Source organism: Vibrio neptunius, assembly GCA_019339365.1.
Classification (GTDB): domain Bacteria; phylum Pseudomonadota; class Gammaproteobacteria; order Enterobacterales; family Vibrionaceae; genus Vibrio; species Vibrio neptunius.
This window is the reverse complement of record CP079860.1, coordinates 1,602,218-1,623,097: the sequence shown is the minus strand read 5'-3', so window position 1 is coordinate 1,623,097 and position 20,880 is coordinate 1,602,218. Positions and strand designations below refer to the sequence as shown.

The window sequence follows — 20,880 nt, the reverse complement described above, 5'->3', positions numbered from 1 at the left end:
CACATGCTAATCTTCATTGTGTAGATATTGACTTGTGGAGAGAAGTCTTGCTTTTAGATGTGCTAATTCAAAGCGTAAATGAATTTCAAGCAGACTGTATGAAGCTGTGTGAAAAACACTACCCAACAATTCACAATAAAGGAATGAGTGAACACCACCTGAGCTTGGCATTTTCTCGGCGTTTGTCCCGAACGTTAACCGAATTTGGACACCACTGCGAATATGTTGCGTTAGAGTCTCTCCCGACTACGGAACAACCTCATCACTATAGAGTGACATCTGACGCTGGCACGGTTTGGATACTTTCTTCACATTTATTGAGTGCAGGCAGCAATTGTCGGCAAAAATTATTTAAAGCCGTAACAAACTGGCAAGAAGAATACGCTTTCGCTATTCAGCCCAATGATCTTTTGTTATTAATCAGCGATCATTGGATTTCTCGAAATAAGCAGAGCCGAGAGCTACTGCACTGGTGGACAGGGCAATTACCCGATGAGATAGACCAATATAAGTTACAAGGGATCAGCTTATATGAAAGTGAATCACAACTCGCTTGTTCGTTAGAGCACCACTTTGGCTTAAGCCCCTATTTTGTTAAGTTCACCCACCCTCTTAGACGTTCAACGGATCAACAGTTGGTTCGCAAGTATATTCAGCTCTACTCTGTCGTCCAGTTAAGCTAACCAACCTCACTCACTGGCACTGCTTGTAGTGTCATCGCAATTTCACGTTCTTCGACCATACTCAAACAATGATTCGGTGCGTGAGCTAAGTGTGAAGAAACTAAAGCGTTATCAATATGAACGTTACGCCGTTTTATGCAATCTGGCGTACTCTAGAGTCCTCAAACAGACACGATATGGTTTTGCACCTAACGGACAACGCGTTATAGCCAATCGATTTGGAAAACCTATGATGCGCGTGCTCTGGTCCAACGACAGCGAAGAAGTCATTGTGGTTATCAAAGGTTCCCACAACCCTTGGGACTGGTTACTCAATCTTGCATTGTGGCAACGAAAGTGCAAACCGCTTGCTCTCAACTATGCCATTCATGCGGGCTACCACTACCTAATGTTTCAAGAGAGTTTACCGCTGCACAAGAATGACAAGCTCGGTGCGAGCGTATACGAGCAACTCTCTTCTGTCCTAGTCCCTCTTATTGATCAGGGAAAACGCCTCACCTTTACAGGTCATTCTTCGGGAGGGGCAATAGGATGTGTATTAGCAGACGCGTTTGAAGAACAATTTCCCAAATCAATCAAACGTGTTGTCACCTTTGGTCAACCGTCTATTGGAGGGTACGGATTTAAAACTCATTACAAGCTCGGTCACAAGACGTATCGAATTTGCTGCGATCTCGATATCGTGACTTTCCTTCCTCCAATACCATTGCTTTACTGGCATGTAGGCAAAGTACTTTGGCTGTACAATGGTCGTATTTATGAGAACACGCCTACTTTTATACGACTAGGTCGTTCGCTCGGATCTTGGCTTATCCGCCCATTTTCATACCACTTGATGACAAAATATATTCGTAACAAAGACTTCTTTGACGAAAGATAACACGTATCACTTACTGCTTTTGCATGATATTGACGGTTAGGGGCGCATTGGTTTCTCAAATTGAGCAACACGAACGAGTCACAGTAGAAGGAATGGAGACACAAAATCAACGAAAGATATAGGGCTCGACAGGCATCAAGCTCTTTTCTCGTCAAATCGGAAGCAATTTGCCTTACATCAATTCAACGGACTCACCTGATGACAAATAGAAATGGATATCGTTCTTTAAGTAGTATTGAGGCCACAAGTGCATTACTTCTGTCATGTTGAACCATCCAGATATGGCTTTCAAATTATTAACAACATCTAAAACACCAATCTTTTACAACATTAATCACCATTTTAAATAAGACAATCCATTTATTGCTCTAGATCATCAGAAGTTTAACTAGCACTCGTGCTACAGCATAGTTTTATGTACATTCCTTGTCATAGTTTGAAACAGTTTTTATATAATTTTCATATCTTAAGGTGATATCTATGCTGGAGCTCTTCATTGGGTTAGTCGTCACTGTGGCGGTCGGCTATTTCATTGTTAAAGGTTACAAACCTGCGGGTGTACTTTTAACAGCAGGTGTTTTACTACTTATTCTTACAGGCCTCATTGGCCACACGGTTCTACCATCAAAAATAACCTCGACTGGCAATATGTTTACAGACGCCCTAGAGTACGTGAAATACATGCTCCAATATCGTGGTGGCGGTTTGGGGATGCAAATCATGTTGCTTTGTGGTTTTGCTTCTTACATGACACATATTGGTGCTAATAACGTCGTTGTTAAACAGTTTTCTAAGCCTCTTTCTGTCATCAAATCACCTTACGTTCTGCTGGTCGCGGCTTATATCGTTGCGTGTCTCATGTCACTAGCAGTAAGTTCTGCCACTGGTTTGGGTGTTCTGTTGATGGCAACTCTATTCCCAATGATGACGGCAATGGGTATCTCACGCCCAGCAGCGGTAGCGGTGTGCGCGTCACCAGCCGCGATCATTCTTTCACCAACGTCGGGCGATGTCGTTATTGCTGCAGAAAAGTCAGGGTTGGATTTGGATGTGTTTGCTGTTCAAACCGTTCTACCAGTGTCTATTTGTGCCATTATCGTCATGGCGGCGGCAGCCTTCTTTTGGAACAAATATCTGGATAAGAAAGACAACTCACCAATGGAACGCGTTGACGTTTCTGAAATCGAAGTTAATTCCCCAGCGTATTACGCAGTGTTGCCGTTTCTACCTATCATCGGTGTTTTTCTGTTCAATGGACGCACCATTCCGGGCCTAAAACTGGACATCTATACCATTGTTGTTTTGTCGATTTTCATTGGTGCACTTGTCGACTTTGTCACTAAACGATTCAAAGGCAAAGAGACGCTTGAGGACTTAGAGTCTTGCTATCAAGGTATGGCAGATGCATTCAAGGGCGTGGTAATGCTGTTAGTTGCGGCTGGTGTATTCGCCCAAGGTCTGATGTCAATTGGAGCCATTGATAACCTACTTCATCTTGCTGAAACAGCTGGGGCTGGTGGTATTGCGCTCATGCTTATACTGACAGGTTTAACCGTTGCAGCAGCAATCGCGACCGGTTCGGGTAACGCGCCTTTCTATGCGTTTGTAGAGTTGGCACCTGCTCTAGCGGCAAAAATGGGGTTAAACCCGGCCTTTTTGATCATTCCTATGCTTCAGGCTTCAAACTTGGGCCGTACTGTTTCACCTGTGTCTGGTGTGGTAGTTGCGACATCAGGTATGGGTAAGATCAGCCCATTTGAAGTGGTAAAACGTACGTCAGTGCCCGTTCTATGCGGCTTAATCACGGTTATCTTAGGAACATTAGTCTTAGTTCCAATGTCAGCATAACCTAGACAAAAACAGTAAGGGCGCTCGTTGAGCGCCCTTTTTGATAATGTCTAAAACCAATTATTTTATTTCGCCGTAACGCTCAAGATACAAAACGGTTGCCGCGGTGCGCGATGGAACCTTAAGTTTTTTTAGCAAGCTTTTCATGTGAACCTTCACTGTAGACTCAGAAATGAACAAGTTATCCGCGATTTGTACCCTTTGCGACCTCTGTTAGAATCCCTTATCTGGCATATCTTGGGCTACGGCGCGATGCCTTTCATTATCTTGTCTGGCTTTGCCGTTGTCGCCGCAATCTCTGTCTGGCCACTGTCGCTGGGCAAAGATAAAGAGGTGGATTAACCTCATCCGCATTGTCAATTTTGTCAATTTTGTATAATGCGTAAAAAAGCCACCGCTTGCGGTGGCTATCTTCTTTGTAAGGATAAGTTATGCGTCTGGATACCCTTGAGGATTATTGGACTGCCAACGCCACGTATCAGTGGTCATTTCTTCCAATGTACGATCCGCTTTCCACTCCAAATCACGCATTGCTTTAGAAGGGTCTGCCCAACATTCAGCGATGTCACCAGGACGACGTTTGACGATTTGATAAGGCACCTGCTTACCAGACGCCAATTCAAAAGCTTTTACCATATCTAGAACACTGTAGCCGTTGCCAGTACCCAAGTTGTAGACATGCAAACCGCCTTTTTGGCCGACTTTCTTAAGCGCTGCGATATGTCCATCGGCAAGGTCCATCACGTGAATGTAATCACGCACCCCCGTCCCATCTTTGGTTGGGTAATCATCACCAAATACAGACAAACATTCACGTCGACCAACCGCTACCTGAGAAACAAAAGGCATTAGGTTATTTGGTATACCCTGGGGATCTTCACCTAAATGACCTGATGGGTGTGAGCCTACTGGATTGAAATATCGAAGTAGCGTGACGCTCCAATCTGGGTTCGCTTTCTGGAAATCCGTCAGGCATTCTTCCACCATTAACTTACTGCGGCCATATGGATTCGTCGCGCTGGTTGGGAAATCTTCAGTAATTGGCACACTTGCAGGGTCACCATAAACCGTGGCAGAAGATGAAAAAACAATAGACTTAACGCCAACTTCACGCATAGCATCGACGAGTACCAAGGTACCATTAACGTTGTTATCGTAATATTCGAGCGGCTTCTCTACTGACTCACCGACAGCTTTCAAACCAGCAAAATGGATAACAGCGTTGATCTGATGCGCTTTCATTACCGCCACAAGCGCCTGTTTGTCACGAATATCCCCTTCGATGAAGGATGGCGCCACACCTGTGACTTGTTCTACTCTTTTTGAGAACACTCTTTTTACTGTTGTATAGGTTGTCGAAAATGACAGGTGTCATCCCTGCTTCGATCATTTGTATACATGTGTGGCTGCCTATGTACCCCATACCGCCTGTAACCAGTACGTTCATATCCCTAACCTTCTGATAAATTTGGTGCAAATACTAACGAATCTTCATGTTAAAACATAGCTTATTAATGAGAATCAAACCGCTAAATCCGCTCCTAGATGCCTTAAGCGAACCATAAGTACAAGATGCTTACAATATAAAGCAATAAATAGGCTTAGCGTTGGCAAAATAATGAAATAGATCATTGATTGTTTGTTATTTTTATAACATGTTGACTCAATAGATGAATGTTGGAATGGATTCAATGACAAAGCGTTCTATTACACTAAATTGCGATATGGGTGAAAGCTTTGGCTCTTGGCGTATGGGCAACGATGAAGCGGTCATGCCTTGGATAGACATGGCAAACATTGCTTGCGGGTTTCACGCCTCCGATCCTCAGATTATGTCCAATACCATTAAACTGGCCATTGAGCATGACACTCAAATAGGTGCTCATCCGAGCTACCCAGATTTACAGGGCTTTGGTCGTCGGTCTATTCCAATGGCGACAGAAGAAATCACCAACATGCTTATCTATCAGGTAGGCGCACTTAAATCTTTGGCAGAAAGCCATAACGCGCAAGTTGGCTACGTTAAGCCACATGGCGCTCTATATAATGACATGATGCGAGATATCTCAATATTTGATGCGGTTGCAGATGCTGTATCGTGTTTTGATGTACCGCTAATGATGCTGGCCATTAATGATAGCGAAAAACATTTGGATATTGCTGACAAGTATGAACTTCCTGTTCTATTCGAAGCATTTGCCGATCGCGCCTATCTATCAAACGGTTCATTGTCTCCGCGTTCAATGCCTGGTGCCGTATTGCATAAAGAAGAAGATATACTCGATCAAATCAAACAGATTGTGCACTACGGAAAAGTGAGGACCATTGACGGCTTTTTAATCCCTATTGAAGCTGACACGATTTGTGTTCACGGCGACAACGAGCACGCGATTAGAATGATTCAGAAAATACGAAACGTCCTTTAGCGTAAGGAGAGCATGAGTGAATATCGAAACATCTGTCGATCCCGTTGCTGAATGTTCAATACTCATCCATTTTGAGGCAGAACCCAGTCACAAGCTATCTCTCTTGATTGGAGAGATAAGTCAGTATCTGAGTAATCAACTTGGGGCTATGATAATGAACGTGACCCCTTCGTTTGATTCCATCCTAATTGATTACCTTCCTCACCGAGTCTCAATATTCGAATTTGTGCCTTATTTGGAAAAACTGGTCACAGAAGCCATTAAAGCGCTTCCAGATGATACTGACTCACAGCATATCGAATTGCCTGTCTATTATCATGACGATGTCGGCCCAGATTTAGCTTATTACTACGATCAAGGGCTAAAGCTCGACGATGTGATTGAACTGCATTGCGCTCAGGAATACACGGTAGGCGCCATTGGATTTGCACCAGGCTTTGCGTTTTTAACTTCGGTAAATGAATCACTGCGATTACCTAGAAAATCTACGCCAAGAGTTAAGTTGCCAAAGGGCAGTGTCGGCATTGCCAATTCGAACACAGCAATCTACCCCGCAGAGTCTCCCGGCGGCTGGAATATTATTGGTAATTGCCCAATAAATCTTTATACACCGGACAACTCACCAATATTGCCCTTTTCTATTGGCACCAAAGTTCGTTTTCAACCAATTTCCGGTGATGAGTTTCTTCGTTTAGGCGGGCGTATCGCCAAGGGGTGGCAGTGATGAATAGCAATGCAATGACTGTAATTAAACCCGGCCAGCAAACGCTCATCCAAGATTTTGGTCGATTCGGGTTAGCTCATTTCGGTATTACTCAAGGTGGCCCTCTCGATGACTATGCCTATAGCTGGGCGAATCACCTTTTGGGCAATACTACCAATTGTCCTTGTTTAGAGATTACTCTTGGTCAGGCTGAATTCCTCATTCACTCAAAATGTGAAATGGCCATCACTGGTGGAGACCTTAATGCTCGCCTTGACGGTGTAGCGATTGAAAACTGGTCTACGTTTGTTGCACGCCAGGGGCAAACTCTGACCTTTTCTTTACCAAAGAATGGGTTAAGAAGTTATCTCGCCGTAAAAGGCGGTTTTAAGGTTAAAACTCAACTTGGTAGCTGCGCCACCGTCACTAGAGATCAACTCGGGGGCACTCAGTCAGGCCAGCCAGTACAAGCAGGTGAAATCATTGGTTTCGAGCCTCATGAAGTGAGAGAAAAGTCACTACAGATGACTTTCCGCTATAAACCAGACTACAATTTACCGCTGGAGCTGCGTGTAATCGAAGGCTATCAGGTGGATGACTTTTCACAAGATGCAATAAACGCCCTCTACAAACAAGAATTTACCGTCAGTCAGTTGGTTGACCGAATGGGCTATCGACTCTGTGATGCTAAAATCACCCCACCCAACCAAGAATATCTCAGCGAAGGTATTGCACTTGGCGCGGTCCAGATCCCCCTAATGGGGAACCTATCGTACTACTTAATGACAGGCAAACGATTGGGGGTTACCCCAAAATTGGTTGCGTAGCGCGTATTGACCTACCTAGACTCGCTCAAGCCAAACCAGGGCAAAAAGTTCGCTTTGTTAGAGGGGATTTACTGGGATTGCAAGACGTTTGGTGTCAGTGGGCAAGGTTCTTTGGCTACTAGCCGATACAAAGAAAAAGCGCCAATTTCGGGCGCTTTTTCATTATTGCCCATAAACACTGGCGAGCTCTGGCGGGTAATCTCGCAGTATTGCCAATTCTTCCGCTTTGGATTCAATCACTTTCGGGTCCAATGCCATACTAACAGGGTGAAGAGACTCAATGGACTCACCCTTGTAGTCAAACAGCGACCACTCATCAACCAGCTTGATAGCAGCTTCTAGAGCAGAGGAACCTTTGACCACTTCAATCCTTGCATAATGACGTCCTTCGAAGGTGACATCTGCCGCTCGAAGCGTCTCATCTGAGCCAGGGATCTGCTGAGCGCCAAATAAAGGCGTACCAAACTCATAGGCGTTCTTGTAGCCAGGTACAAAATTAGCCATGTGTTCAATGGCGCGTCTCGTCCGTTCCAAAACCACTGATTCATCCCAACCTTGTTGAATTTTCCGTTTCAACCTAAGTGGAAGCGTTGGCTGAGAAGATTGCTCACCAGAAGCAACCAAACCGTCATCAAACAACGTGATATCTTTCGTCATACCATGCAATTGGAATACGCCGTTCGGATAAGGCGTTAACTGAGCCATACCTTTAGGTGTTCCTCTTGGGCCATGAAAAATAACTTCTGGCCAGAGTTCATCGCTTTCATCCCAACGCGTTACATAAGCTGCTTTAAACTCGACTAGGCGATCACGCGGCGTCTGCGCTAAATCATCAATACTTCCAGTCTCATAACCACAAGCATTGACCAAGTAGTCCACTTTTAAAACACTGACCTCGCCGATCGTGTTTCTGTATTCTACATTCCAACCTTGAGTCGTACTTTCAAGACCAATCACTTGTGTTTCAGTAAGCAACTGACAGTTTGGAATCGAGTCAAGAGCCAGTGTAGCCGATGCTGCAATACGAAATACGCTCCAGCCATGTTCCTGAACGGCGACTACTGGAAACTTCAAAGATTCCAAGTCCGCTGATTTCGCGAATGGTATCACCCAGTCGTCAACATGTTTTGGTTGTTCAGGTTGACTGCGACTGGCTAATTCTTCCAATTCGTCACGACCATAGAACTTGTAATAATCGCAAGGTTTGCCCAACACTTGGTTCGCTGGATCTGAATCCACCAGCTCCTGGTAGCATCGTTGTATGGTGATCAATCGTTCATACAGCTCATCGGGACTACCACCGTCGCTATAAGGCACAGCAATGACGGTTGGACGTCGATTGATGGTATGTGGGTATAGGCGAACCGTTTCAATGGATTGTTTTAATAGTTCGATACATTGAGAAGTCGAGATCTCTCTGTATAAATTTCCACCAGCGTGTAAATGGCAAATCGGAGGGCCACTGATTAAAGTTTTGCTTTTTTCAAGCAACACAACATTTATACCGATTTCTGCCAAGTGCAAGGCTGCGGTCGAACCAGCAATGCCTCCACCGATCACAGCGACAGTAGGCGTATCAAATTTTGTATTATCAGGCTGCATTTATGTTGCTAATTTATTCATTCTCAGAACATTTTACTGTGTTTGTACACCCAAAAAAATCACATTTTTTGAAGGGGATAAATATGACAATTTCAAGTAAAAAAAATTAAAAAAAGTCTTGACTCATATCCTGTGACTACACAAAAAATTGTCACTGTGAATAACAAAAATCCCCTAAACATTACGCTTATTGGCTTCGCACCAAATGACGAGTTATCTACAGGCTAAGTTATCCAAAACTTTATCCACTGTTTTTGTGGATAACTGGATAACTTAGCCACTGAAGCGCTAGTTAAAGTCTTTGTTTATAGGGACTAGCAGTCGTTTTAACAGACTGTTCACAACCAGCGCAAGTGTGCAAAACGTCACCAATGGCAATGCAAACCAAAGTGAAAAATGAAGGCTGGGAGAAAGATCAAACCCAAATGACATAATGCCCCCAACAACGGCTTCTGCACCTATGGTCGCTATCAATCCAGCCACCAGAGCCATCAATCCATATTCTGCCCAAATAGTTCTCGTTACCCGCTTTTTACTGGCTCCTAACGTCCGATATAACTGTAATTCAGATTGCCTCTGCCCCAAACTCAAACGGAGCAAAGTGAATATCAACAGTAAACCAGCAATAACGCCGAGCGCAGCAAGTACCGTGATAGACCAGACAATCTGAGTGAGTAATTGCTGAATTTTTTCGCCCATACTACGAATATCCATCAGACTCACGGTTGGATGATTTCTGGACAGCTCATTAAGCACACCGTTATGCTGCTCTTCCACTCTAAAACTCACCAAGTAAGTGGCTGGAATGCTCTTTAGGACATCGGGAGTGAAGATAAAGTAAAAGTTAGGTTTCATATCACGCCACTCAACTTGGCGAATACTGTTCACGTTCGCTTTCACTACCTGGCTGTTGATCACAAACGTAAGTTCATCACCTAAATTGAGGTTAAAGTCCTCAGCAACATCCGATTCAACAGATACGCCGTTACTCTCAGACCACTGTCCTAGGAGAACAGTGTTATGTTGGGGAATGCCTGTGCCAAAGGTAAAGTTAATTTCACGTCGTAGTACGTCGCTACCCTCTTCCCCTTGAGCCTGATCTTTGGCATCAATACCGTTGATTTCGGTCAAGCGCCCGCGAATAATTGGGTAGTCTATTGAGCGCTCAATATTATGCTCATCTAACACACTCAGATAGCCGTCTTTTTCATAGGGCGCAATATTCAGAGCAAATGCGTTCGGCGCATTTTCAGGAATCGTTTTTTGCCAATCAGACAACAAGTCGGTGCGCACCAGCCACATAACGGCCAGTAACATCAATGACAGAGCCAAGGCACCAAACTGGATACCAGTGGCAAGTGACGAGCGGTTAATTCGACTCAGTGCAAGTTTGAATGACGTCGATAACGGGAGGCGTCCCAACATTCTGGTGACAAATAAGCTCACAACTGCAAGGGCAGCAAATAAAGCAATCATGCCCCCTAAAACAATCCAAACCAACGTGTTTTCGCGATAAACAAACAGCATCGGCACAATGGGCACTAATACTAACCAGCGTGTTTTACGATCTTTTTTGGTTGTCGTCTGAGGTTGCATGACATCTACTGCACTCACATTCAAAAGGCTTAGCAGAGGAATACCCAATGCTGGCACAGCAATTAAGATACTGGTGAAAATGGAGACGAAAACTGGTTGTAACCCATAACTCGGTAGAGGGTTGGGTAGCAAATCGACAAGCGGTATGCGAAGCAGGTATTCAAGCACGATACCAATGATCACTCCGATGACCGATGCACTGGTCAGTAAGATCATAACCTGCATACCGAGCCAACGACCGATCCATCGCTTACTGGCGCCAAGGCTTTTCAGCATTGAGATAGTTTTCCGACGCGTTGCCACATAATGCTGGCAGGTCAAAACTAAAGTAGTTGCTGCCATAATGACAACAATCGCCACCGTTAATGACAGGTATTGTTCAGTGCGCTGAAACACTTCGTTGGTTCGGCTCGCACTATTTTGATCACGCCAGCGGTCACTAGGAGTGAGCTCAATTGACTGTTTGACCTGCTCAATATCGGAGTCTTCACCATTGATAAACAAGCTAAAACGAACTCGACTTCCTAGCTGGACTGCACCTGTCTTGTCTAAATCAGAATTATGGATAAATGCCGAAGGCATCTGCTGGAAAGGATTAAAACTTAAGCCGGGTTCTTCAACAATACGGCCGGTAACGGTAAAATCAGCATCACCAACAGTGACACTGTCACCAATAGTCACCTCTAATTGGGAGAAAAGTCGTTCATCAAGCCATAACTCGCCGGGCTTCACAGTGTTGAACTCTTGTTTGTCATCTGACAGCACCATCTCACCACGCAAAGGGTAAGCACTATCAACGGACTTCACAGTAATCAATTTCATGCTCTGGTCGCTAAACGCCATGGTTGCAAAACGAGTTTGAGTTGACGTTAAGAGCCCAGCATCATTGGTTGCTTTGTAGAGCAGATCGGGGATTGGATTTGCTGTCGCAAAAACCGTGTCAGCCGTCAACGCCTCTTTTCCCTGTTTAACGATAACTTGTTCCATTCGTTCAGCAAGGGCTGTTAACGCGAAAATGCAGGCAATAATGAGTGTAAGAGCAATCGACACAGGCCAAAGCTGACCATATCGAATTTCACTCAGACTCCAAGAAAAGAGTCGGCGATTCAGTGCTGGAGAATTAGTCGTTCCCATTACGATTCCTCCAGATGTCCCGCCTGAATATGAACGCGGCGATCACACAGTTCTGCTAGCTTCATATCATGTGTGACAAGTACCAAAGTCGTCCCGTGCTGTTTATTCAGTTCGAAAAGCAGTTCGACCACTTTGGTTGCCGTTTGCTGATCTAAATTACCGGTTGGTTCATCGGCAAATAGGACTTGAGGCTGGACCATAAACGCACGAGCAAGAGCTACACGCTGTTGCTCGCCACCAGACAATTGGGATGGCGAATGATGAAGTCGATGTTCTAGACCCACCGATGTCAACAAGGCTTTGGCACGTTCAACATCTTCATTTTCACCTTTTAACAAACAAGGTAAGGTGACGTTTTCTAATGCACTGAGGCTAGGTATCAACAAAAAGCTCTGAAATACAAAACCCACGGATTCACTACGAATAGCCGCCCGCTCTTCATCACTCAGTGTATTCAGTGTTTTACCCAGTAAATGCACCTCACCCGAAGTCGGGGTATCGAGCCCAGCCAACAAGGTCATTAACGTCGATTTACCTGCTCCAGAAGTGCCCACGATGGCAACACTCTCGCCTTCCTTGATGTCAAGATTTACCTTTTCCAGGATTGTTAATTGTTCCTGATTAGTAGAGACTACTTTGGATAGTGATTCAGCTTTAATTACGGATGCATGCATGTTTCGATTACTTTCCTTTGTATTGGTTCTTTTTTTTCGTTAACCCAGCAAGTGCCACCAAGCTCTTGATTTTAGGTGATAGCCTAAGTGCAGGCTATCAGATGCCAATTGAAAAAGCATGGCCTACATTATTGCCTGATGTTATGAACCAAAAAGGTAAAAATCTGACGGTCATTAACGGCAGTATTTCAGGTGATACGACAGGTAACGGCTTAGCACGTTTGCCTGAATTGTTAAAAGAGCATCAACCTGATTCGGTACTCATTGAGCTTGGTGCCAACGATGGCTTACGAGGTTTCCCACCCAAACTAATTCAGAGCAACCTCACTCAACTGATCAGTATGATACGCGACGCTGGCTCAGCACCGTTATTGATGCAGATACACGTGCTCCCAAACTATGGGAAACGCTACACTCAGGCATTTTCCGCAGTATACCCAGCAACAGCAAAGCAGCTTAACGTTCCGTTACTGCCATTTTTCCTTGAAGGTGTCATTATCAGGCCCGAATGGATGATGGACGATGGTCTCCATCCAAAAGCAGACGCTCAACCTTGGATAGCAGAATTTGTTGCCAATGAACTAATTAATCATCTCTAATTGGTCTAGCTCAATAAAATTTACCCAGCTTTACGTTAATGTTGCGAAACTCCGTATTGCAAAGGATGTTTCCATGATCATTCAACCAGTCATCGAAGGCGTGATTGCTCGCTCTGCCCACCCATTAGGATGCGAGCAATCTGTTCTCCAGCAAATTGAATACGTACGCCAAACCAAGCCGATCAAAAACGCCCCTAAACGCATATTAATAATAGGTGGTTCGTCAGGCCTCGGCCTCGCGTCACGTATTGCTTTGACGTTTGGGGGTGCCGAGGCCGATACCATTTCTGTTTCATTTGAACGTGAACCATCTGAAAAATCGGTGGGCTCTGCAGGCTATTTCAATAACACCTTTTTCAAAAAGCACGCACAAAAAGAAGGCCGCGTAGCGATCAACATTCAAGGTGACGCATTTGCCCCGCAAACAAAATCAACAGTCATAGAAGCGATTGAAACCTATTTTGAAGGCGAAGTGGATTTGGTTGTCTATAGTGTTGCCAGCGGCATGAGACCTGTACCCAATAGCCAAGATGTCTGGCGTTCAACAATTAAACCAATAGGTCAAAGCGTGTCTGGTGTCTCCATTTCCCTTGAACACGACCAATGGATTGAAACCACACTTACGCCCGCGTCGGAAGAAGAAGCAGAGTCAACACGGAGAGTGATGGGAGGCGAAGATTGGGAATCGTGGATAGATACGCTCATTAACTCTGAGTCTATCGCTCAAGGTTGTCAAACCATCGCTTTTTCATACGTGGGCCCACAAGCAACTCATCCTATCTATCTTGATGGTACGCTCGGGCGGGCCAAAATCGACTTACATCAAACTAGTCACGCTTTAAACCTCAAAATGGCAAACTTTAGTGGTGGTGCTTACGCCATTGTATGCAAAGCATTGGTGACTAAAGCGAGCGTTTTTATTCCCGGACTTTCTCCCTATATCCTAGCGCTTTATCAGGTGATGAAAAAGAGGGTTTACACGAAGGATGTATTCAGCAGATGCAACGCTTATTCTGTGAAAAACTGTATAACAGAAACGTTATTCCCGTTGACAATGAACGCTTGATAAGAATGGACGACTGGGAGCTAGACACAAACATTCAGGCGAAAGTCAGTCTTCTACTTGAAAATATGAATCGCAACAATTTCAAAGAGCTCGGTGACTATGAAGGTTTCAAGACAGAGTTTCTCAACATTAATGGGTTTGGATTTAGTGACATTGATTATACCAAACCGGTTGAACTGAGTGAGTTTTGCTCGTAACGTTTTTGCCTACAGCGTTCGTCTTACAAGTAAGACAGCCATACAACAAACGCCCTACTTTACTGACAGGGCTTTTTTTTTATCCGTAGCATTTGCCCTTCTTAATAATAAGAACAAAGGTTGTCTCCCTATCATGCTTCCTTCTAGGGCTCCTGACTAATTAGCGACTATTATTACCATAAGGGCTAGGATTGCCCACATAGAAGGCTAAGCGGCCAGGGATAAAAAATGTATGTCAAAAATCAATACCACAAACTTGGTCATTCCTGATGAAATGACCAGTGGTTGGCAAAATATTGTCGACCTGCTTGCTGAGATTGTGTCGGTGCCTGCTGCATTAGTTATGCGTATTTACCCTAAACATATCGAAGTTTACTCATCAAACAACAACGGGCAACACCCTTATCGCGTCGGTGACTCAGAAACCTTGGGACAAGGCTTGTATTGTGAAACCGTGGTGAATAAACAGAGCCAACTCATTGTTCCGAACGCCGAAATTGACTCTCAATGGCAAGATAATCCAGATATTAAATTTGGTATGCTGGCTTATTGTGGCGTACCAATCAACTGGCCGAATGGAGATACGTTCGGTACAATCTGTGTGCTTGATAACAAGGAAAATCATTTTTCCGAAACTTATCAACAGCTGATTGAGAGCTTTCGTGGCTCCATCGAATCACAACTAAAAACTCTATATCAAAATGAAAAGCTCAAACACCTCAACTTAGAGCTCAAATCCAGACTCCACACTCGCACGCAGGATCTTGTCGATCTCAACTATTCTTTGAACCAAGAAATAGACAAACGACGTGCCGCTGAACAAAAAATCCGCTATCAGCAAAGACACGATTTAGGTACTGGATTTTTAAATCGCTCCGCCCTTGAACACGAAGCGGATCACTTCATCAAAGACGTAGGCATCAGCCCTTCACTGCAGGCGGCGGCCATTCATATTGGCTTTACAAATGGCCGAAGGATCCAATCAAAATACGGCTACAGCTCGTGGGAAACCGTGTTGGTCCAATTCAGTAAAAGACTGGGCGACTTAAGTCAGTATCAACTCCTAACTTCCCGTCCGACATCGACCGATTTAGTCTTACTGCTAGAATCCTCTGAGCTTGACAACGATTTAGGGTCACTCTGCCATCATCTGGTTGAAATAAGTCAATCCGAATTTGATATCGATGGTGATAAACTACATCTCAATGCTTATATTGGAATCAGCACCACTAAGGATACACTGTGCCCAAAGAGCCTACTCAAATACGCCTCTGAAGCGATGCAATCGTGCAAAGACTCGGGACACAAATTCAGCTATTACTCACAAGCCATCGCCGATATTCAGAAACATATCAATCAGATGGAAAGCTATTTACTCCAAGCGGTTCGTAACGATGATTTATTGCTCTACTTCCAACCGAAAGTATCACCAATGACACATAAGTGGACCGGCGCTGAAGCTCTGCTTCGATGGCGACATCCAGTTTTAGGCGATATCTCTAATGAGACTCTCATTCATATGGCTGAGCAAAATGGTCTCATTTTTGAGGTAGGAAGCTTCGTACTTAGAGCGGCCATTCAAAAAGCGGCGGACTGGATGACACTCGTAGAAGACTTTAAGATTGCTGTCAATGTATCCGCTATCCAACTAAAGAATCCGAATTTTATAGATCAAATCGAAGATCTACTCAATGCCTACCAACTACCAGCAAAATTCCTCGAGCTTGAAATTACGGAAAGCGGCTTGATCGCTGATGAAGCCATAGCACTCAATACCTTAACCGGTTTAAATCGCCTAGGAGTGACGCTGTCACTTGATGACTTTGGCACAGGATACTCATCCTTTAATTACCTGAAGAAGTTTCCATTTGATGCCATTAAAGTAGATAAAAGTTTCGTCCAACAATTAGACGAAAGCGAAGAAGATAAAGAGATCGTCAGATCCATCATCCATGTTGCAAAAAAGCTAAACCTCGCCGTTACGGTTGAAGGCATAGAAAGCGTAACTCAAGAAAACTTTATCATTAGCGAAGGTTGTGAATATGGGCAAGGTTACTTCTACGGTAAACCTATGCCATGCGACGAATTTGAAACCAGTCTATTGAGCCAAAACTACCCAGGAAGTACAAACATTACCTATCAGTAGCTTAATCCTTTACTCTGTGGCGAGCGATTCTTATAATCCTCGCCTTTGTTTATCTCGCTTGAGAACGTCTTATGGACCAGCTAACCGCTACGTTAAAAAAAATCGAAAAACAGAATTATCGCGCTTATCAGCAGATAAAAGGTCAATATGACTTCGGCGATTACGCCTTTTCATCGACCATGTTCAGGCAGACCCTTACGCTTCAGCGTCGCGAGTGAGAGCGGTTAGACCATGGTCACTGACAGGATTGCAGTGGCTACGCGAAACGTCCTGTGCCTATCAAGTAGCAGCACGTGATTTCATTGCACGTAGTTTTGCTGAGTTCGCCAAGCAAGAAAACAGCGTAAGTATCGCCCTTACCGGTCAAACTGTTATGGATAGCACTTCCGTGTTATTCACAGACGAAGGTATCGAACTTCGATTCCGCGTTAATCTGCCAGCCGAAGGCCGCTCGGTATTGGGTAAAAAGGCGAACAACATCCTGACCTTCCACTTACCTAAGTTTATCCGTCGTGCCACACTAGAGCGTGAATTGGATAAAGATGCACTGGTTCACCACTGTCAAATCGTTGAAGACCAAGAATTCATTCGCAGTAAGTTAGATGAGTATAACTTGGTTGCGTTCGTTGGTAATGGTTCTGTTCTACCTCGAGTGGCTGGTAACTGTGATTTACCCATGAAAGACGCAGTCGCGCTAACTGCACCAGAGTCTTTGCAGGTGACTATCGCAACACCAAACCAAGGCGAAATCACTGGTTTAGGCATCCATAAAGGCATTACTTTAATCGTCGGTGGTGGATTCCACGGTAAATCTACTCTTCTGAATGCCATAGAGCGTTCCATTTACAACCATATTCCGGGTGATGGCCGCGAGCGTATTGTAACGAATCTAAATGCAATGAAAATTCGAGCAGAAGACGGTCGATGCGTACATAGCCTCAATCTTTCTAACTATATCAATCATCTTCCAATGCAACGTGATACCGAAGATTTCACGACACAAGATGCATCAGGTTCAACCTCTCAGGCGGCTTGGCTACAGGAATCAATTGAGGCTGGCGTTCAAGGTATTCTGATTGACGAAGACACGTCCGCAACAAACTTCATGATCCGAGATGAACGCATGCAAGCGTTAGTTAGTAAGGGTGACGAGCCAATCACGCCTTTGGTTGACCGCATTGGTCAATTGCGTGACGAACTTGACGTGTCAACGGTTATTGTTATGGGGGGTTCTGGCGATTACCTAGACGTAGCTGATACTGTGATTCAAATGCACGATTATCAAGCCGTCGATGTAACGGAAAAAGCACGACAAGTTGTAAAACAACACCCTACAGAACGAAACAACGAGTGTGAGAACGAGCTTAGGACATTCCGACCAAGATCTTTGAATCGAGTTGCTCTACAAAAAAATTCTCGCCGACGGAAAATTCCGAGTTTCAGCGAAAGGCGTCGACTCTTTACGATTTGGTAAAGAGTTTACCGACCTGTCTGCGCTGGAACAGCTGGAATCCAGCTCTGAAATTAACGCCATCGGTTGGTTGTGGTTTCAGCTAGCGCAATTGCCAGGCTGGTCGAACAATCCAGCTAAGGAAATACAGAAAATGCTTGAAGGTGATTGGTCTAAGAACATGCCGAATCAGGGTGACTTGGCCAAACCACGCACCGTAGATGCGATGGCAGCATTGAACCGAATGAGAAAATCGCAGTTCAAATCAGCAAATTAACGAAAAAGCGCCTTATTCAATAAGGCGCTTTTTTCAATGTCTTAATACATGCCAAGCTTCACAAAGTACGCGGAAGCGATCACTATTTCCGTTTTCTCTATCGGGGTGCCATTTCAGCGCAAGTTTACGCCAAGTTTTGCGGATTTCCGTTGGGCTCGCGTCGTGTGGAAGTTTAAACAACGACAACGCTTTCGCTCGATCCATGTCACCGCCGTTAGTACTGCCAACAAATTCACGATAACGAGTCCAGAACTCATTCAGCAGCCTCTTGACTTCCCCCTCTTCTGCTTCGTAATTATGCCAATCGAGATAATAATCACGCAAAGGATCTTCATGATCAACTTCATGTCCAAAGACTCTAGATTGAGGCATCAGTACGATATCCATCGCTTGCACCTGTAGCCAATTGTCTGGGTACAAGGTTTCTTGCAATTGGTACAATGCATTCATAATAAGAAAATTGCGTTTGAAGAGGTCTTTCTCGGGCGAACCGTCTAGCACTGGCAGTAGCTCTAGCTCGCTGAGATGGGAAGATAGTGTATGAACTTTCCATCCTGAAGGCTGTTTTCTGAGAATTTCCATAATAGGCCACAGTAGAGGGTTTTCCATATACTGCTGGAACTGGGCCGCAACTTCATGATGCTCGTTCATATGTACTCTGATTGGGGTTTATTTCTAATGAAAATCCAAAATGCACCGTTTGTCGAGTGAATATCTCAGATTTGAGGATCGCGACCCAAAAAAAAGAGCCAGCTATTGCTGGCCCTTTCTCAGTAACGAGGGATTAGATTACCCCTAGTTCACGTAGTCTTTCCATTAAGTAGCTGTCGGCGGTATGGCGCTCTGACAACACAACTTCTGGTTTAGGGTGGAGAAACAGTGGCAGCGAAATGCGTGACGTTTCCTGACGTGCACCGGTTGGGTTGATCACTCGGTGCGTTGTCGATGGGAAGTAACCACCCGATGCTTCTTGAAGCATGTCGCCAATATTAATGATCAGGCTACCAAAATCACATGGCACATCGATCCAGCTACCCTCTTTACTCTTTACCTGCAAACCTGGTTCGTTCGCGGCTGGAAGAACCGTTAGCAGGTTAATGTCTTCATGCGCCGCTGCACGGATTGCACCTGGTTCTTCTTCACCAGTCATTGGTGGGTAATGAAGAACACGCAGCAGCGTTTTGTCGCTCCCATCAATCATGTCAGACAAGGCAACAGAGAATTTCTCCTGTACATCTTTTGGTGCATAAGCTTCAACCCAACCTAATAGTTCTTGAGCGAACTTGTTGGCACGATCATAGTAATCCATGATCTGTTCTTTAAGCTCTTCTGGCATTTGCCCCCAAGGATATACATGGAAGTATTCTTTAATATCCTTAACTGTATGCCCTTTTGCGACTTCAGAAACTGAAGGTGGGAAGTAACCGTCTTGAGTTTCAACATTATAAGTAAACTCGTTCTTGCGCTCAGTCATAAAGAACTGATACCAGTTCTCATAGATAGACTCGACAAGCTCTTTAGGAATCGGGTGGTTTTTCAATACACCGAATCCAGTCTCACGCAGTGAGGTAACAAATTGCTGAGCAGCATCTTCAGCAAGGTAATCGACAGTTTCCAGTTTCATGGCTTTACTTTGAGTAGTTATTTAATAGTTTGAGCGGAGATTTTAAGTGTGACATATAGGTAAATCAAACTTTGATGAAATGAAACAGACAGTTTGAGTGTTAAATGTGCGATGTTTAAGCGTTTCAACATAAATAGTTAATTATCAGTTGACGAAAACGTTCAAATGAGCAATTGAACACCGTTTTATTAAATGGCATGATATAGAGAAATGTATTCAGGAAATCTTTCAATGAACTCTAACAACAGGTCTTCATTTTCGCTTTTAAGTGGTTTAACTACTACCTACGTTCTGGTCTTTTTGTTTTCCGCTTTCGAGCCATCTTCGCGCGCAGTTTGGATAGCTGAAATCATTCCCGCAATTGCTATTCTGGTACTTATCTGGCTTGTATCGCGCCAATTTCAGTTTTCTAGAACCGCATACTGTCTGATGTTTATCTGGCTGACATTGCACACCATTGGCGCCAAATACACATTTGCTGAAGTACCATTTGATTGGTTTAGCAACTTAATCGGTTCAGAAAGAAACCATTTTGATCGGGTGGCGCACTTTTCTATTGGGTTATACGCGTACCCTATTGCCGAATACTTAATCAAAAAACAATTAATGAACACAAAGCTAGCAACCGCTTTTGCTCTATTTGCAATCATGTCTCTGGCTGCAGGCTATGAAATAGTAGAATGGTGGTACGCAGCGATCGCAGGAGGCGACGAAGGCATCGCGTTTTTAGGTTCTCAGGGTGATATTTGGGATGCGCAAAAAGACATGCTTATGGATACGCTCGGAGCGCTCACTGCTCTAAGCTTGCTGGTTTCTCAGCAGCGGGTGCTTTCTTCAATCCAAGTAAGGTAAGGATTAAACCCTTCATTAAAAGGAACTTGAACAACTTGAGGCACCTCGTAGTTATGATTGGAAACGATCACTTGTTCAAGTTCCGCGTAGCAGGCTTTTCTGGTTTTGATGATCAACAGACTTTCGTTGTCACAGCACACTTCACCCTCCCAAATATAATGGCTATTGACTGGCATGGTCTGAATGCAGGCCGCCAGTCCTTTTTCAATATTAAGTCGATGATTTTCTGTTTGATTTCATCATTATTTGTGGTCGTTAGCGTAATACAGAACTGTTCACTCATACTTAATTCACCG

13 protein-coding genes and 7 pseudogenes are annotated in these 20,880 nt (G+C 44.3%); 12 read left to right on the top strand and 8 right to left on the bottom strand.

The window, feature by feature from the left end:
• Positions 1-47 precede the first annotated feature (47 nt).
• The 3 genes from KW548_24085 (at position 48) to dcuC (ending at position 3,411) form a co-directional block, all read left to right on the top strand.
• Complete coding sequence (locus KW548_24085; GenBank protein ID QXX08658.1) at positions 48-683, top strand: hypothetical protein; 636 nt, start codon at positions 48-50, stop codon at positions 681-683.
• A gap of 91 nt (positions 684-774) precedes the next feature.
• Positions 775-1,563, top strand: a complete 789-nt coding sequence (locus KW548_24080; GenBank protein ID QXX08657.1) for a lipase — start codon at positions 775-777, stop codon at positions 1,561-1,563.
• Positions 1,564-2,043: 480 nt separating this feature from the next.
• Positions 2,044-3,411, top strand: coding sequence for an anaerobic C4-dicarboxylate transporter DcuC (dcuC, locus tag KW548_24075; GenBank protein QXX08656.1), 1,368 nt, complete (start codon positions 2,044-2,046; stop codon positions 3,409-3,411).
• Between the two features lie 60 nt (positions 3,412-3,471).
• Here dcuC and KW548_24070 read toward each other — a convergent pair.
• A pseudogene (locus KW548_24070) lies at positions 3,472-3,606 on the bottom strand (LuxR C-terminal-related transcriptional regulator).
• 57 nt (positions 3,607-3,663) lie between these two features.
• Between KW548_24070 and KW548_24065 the strand changes: the two are divergent.
• A complete protein-coding gene (locus tag KW548_24065; GenBank protein ID QXX09523.1) occupies positions 3,664-3,753 on the top strand; it encodes a TIGR02808 family protein in 90 nt (29 codons plus the stop codon).
• Positions 3,754-3,840: 87 nt separating this feature from the next.
• On the opposite strand, the pseudogene galE reads toward KW548_24065, so the two are convergent.
• Positions 3,841-4,858, bottom strand: a pseudogene (gene galE, locus KW548_24060) (UDP-glucose 4-epimerase GalE).
• A gap of 244 nt (positions 4,859-5,102) precedes the next feature.
• Between galE and KW548_24055 the strand changes: the two are divergent.
• The 3 genes and pseudogenes from KW548_24055 (at position 5,103) to KW548_24045 (ending at position 7,489) form a co-directional block, all read left to right on the top strand.
• Entirely contained in the window at positions 5,103-5,837 is a 735-nt protein-coding gene (locus KW548_24055) for a 5-oxoprolinase subunit PxpA (GenBank protein QXX08655.1), read from the top strand.
• A gap of 16 nt (positions 5,838-5,853) precedes the next feature.
• Complete coding sequence (locus KW548_24050) at positions 5,854-6,561, top strand: allophanate hydrolase subunit 1 (protein ID QXX08654.1); 708 nt, start codon at positions 5,854-5,856, stop codon at positions 6,559-6,561.
• A pseudogene (locus tag KW548_24045) lies at positions 6,561-7,489 on the top strand (biotin-dependent carboxyltransferase family protein). The gene KW548_24050 and the pseudogene KW548_24045 overlap by 1 nt, the downstream one beginning before the upstream one ends.
• A gap of 40 nt (positions 7,490-7,529) precedes the next feature.
• Here the strand turns inward: KW548_24045 and KW548_24040 are convergent.
• The 3 genes from KW548_24040 to KW548_24030 form a co-directional block, all read right to left on the bottom strand.
• Entirely contained in the window at positions 7,530-8,969 is a 1,440-nt protein-coding gene (locus KW548_24040) for an FAD-binding oxidoreductase (GenBank protein QXX08653.1), read from the bottom strand.
• Between the two features lie 288 nt (positions 8,970-9,257).
• Positions 9,258-11,699: an ABC transporter permease gene (locus KW548_24035; protein ID QXX08652.1), complete on the bottom strand. Its 2,442-nt coding sequence runs from the start codon at positions 11,697-11,699 to the stop codon at positions 9,258-9,260.
• Positions 11,699-12,373 (bottom strand): ABC transporter ATP-binding protein, encoded by a 675-nt coding sequence (locus tag KW548_24030; GenBank protein ID QXX08651.1) that lies wholly within the window; start codon positions 12,371-12,373, stop codon positions 11,699-11,701. Before KW548_24030 ends, KW548_24035 begins: the two co-directional genes overlap by 1 nt.
• On the opposite strand from KW548_24030, the pseudogene tesA reads away from it, so the two are divergent.
• From tesA to KW548_24010, 4 genes and pseudogenes are all read left to right on the top strand, one after another.
• Positions 12,372-12,972, top strand: a pseudogene (tesA, locus tag KW548_24025) (multifunctional acyl-CoA thioesterase I/protease I/lysophospholipase L1). The gene KW548_24030 and the pseudogene tesA overlap by 2 nt on opposite strands.
• 73 nt (positions 12,973-13,045) lie before the next feature.
• Positions 13,046-14,235 (top strand): annotated as a pseudogene (locus KW548_24020) (trans-2-enoyl-CoA reductase family protein).
• Positions 14,236-14,467: 232 nt separating this feature from the next.
• A complete protein-coding gene (locus KW548_24015) occupies positions 14,468-16,381 on the top strand; it encodes an EAL domain-containing protein (protein QXX08650.1) in 1,914 nt (637 codons plus the stop codon).
• A 71-nt stretch (positions 16,382-16,452) separates the two neighbouring features.
• Positions 16,453-18,108, top strand: a pseudogene (locus tag KW548_24010) (ABC-ATPase domain-containing protein).
• Positions 18,109-18,141: 33 nt separating this feature from the next.
• Here KW548_24010 and KW548_24005 read toward each other — a convergent pair.
• Both KW548_24005 and KW548_24000 read right to left on the bottom strand, forming a co-directional pair.
• Complete coding sequence (locus tag KW548_24005; protein ID QXX08649.1) at positions 18,142-18,759, bottom strand: DnaJ domain-containing protein; 618 nt, start codon at positions 18,757-18,759, stop codon at positions 18,142-18,144.
• Between the two features lie 133 nt (positions 18,760-18,892).
• The gene (locus KW548_24000) at positions 18,893-19,732 is read right to left on the bottom strand and encodes an isopenicillin N synthase family oxygenase (protein QXX08648.1); all 840 of its coding nucleotides are present in this window, start codon (positions 19,730-19,732) and stop codon (positions 18,893-18,895) included.
• Positions 19,733-19,963: 231 nt separating this feature from the next.
• Between KW548_24000 and KW548_23995 the strand changes: the two genes are divergently transcribed.
• The gene (locus KW548_23995; GenBank protein ID QXX09522.1) at positions 19,964-20,584 is read left to right on the top strand and encodes a DUF2238 domain-containing protein; all 621 of its coding nucleotides are present in this window, start codon (positions 19,964-19,966) and stop codon (positions 20,582-20,584) included.
• Here the strand turns inward: KW548_23995 and KW548_23990 are convergent.
• Positions 20,548-20,867: pseudogene (locus KW548_23990) on the bottom strand (divalent-cation tolerance protein CutA). The gene KW548_23995 and the pseudogene KW548_23990 sit on opposite strands and share 37 nt — an antisense overlap.
• Positions 20,868-20,880: the final 13 nt, after the last annotated feature.